Annotated in this window: 1 protein-coding gene; it reads right to left on the bottom strand. The window is 27.3% G+C overall.

The annotated features are described in order from the left end of the window. On the bottom strand, positions 1 to 353 hold a 353-nt coding region (locus tag CD113_RS11730; RefSeq protein WP_142380914.1), incomplete at its 3' end, for a transposase family protein. Positions 354 to 494 lie beyond the last annotated feature (141 nt).

The raw sequence follows: 494 nt of genomic DNA, 5'->3' as shown, positions 1-494 counted from the left end.
ATAACTGCTAGACGTGTATTATTTGAAATATGACAATATGGATTTATTTCTGGTGTTTTCGCCGTGAAATAGCTACGACAAGCTCTACACAAATAGCGTTGCTTACTTAACATTAAATAAGCTGGACATTCAGATACCTTAGGTATCGTAATTCTAGATACTTTTTTACCATTTTTAACGATTTGATTGTCTGTATTTTCAGTATGACAAAACGGACATTCATCAATATTATTTCTTAAAGTACCATAATAAAATTTACATAATTTCCCTTTATAATGTTTTTTAATTAATTTTTCGCTATAAATAATGTTTTGGTCTTCCATATTGAGTGTATCTGATATAAAATTTTGCATAGGCGCATTATCTCCTTAGATTATTTGTTTGATCACTTTTAATTATAGAGATAATTGCGCTTTTTTCATATTCAAAATACAAAAATCGGACTAATAGAAAATAATTAAAAATTCTCTATCAGTCCGATTTATTATAGAACC

The organism is Staphylococcus simiae, from assembly GCF_002902085.1.
Classification (GTDB): domain Bacteria; phylum Bacillota; class Bacilli; order Staphylococcales; family Staphylococcaceae; genus Staphylococcus; species Staphylococcus simiae.
The sequence above is the reverse complement of the archived record's forward strand: the minus strand, read 5'-3'. Positions and strand labels throughout refer to the sequence as shown.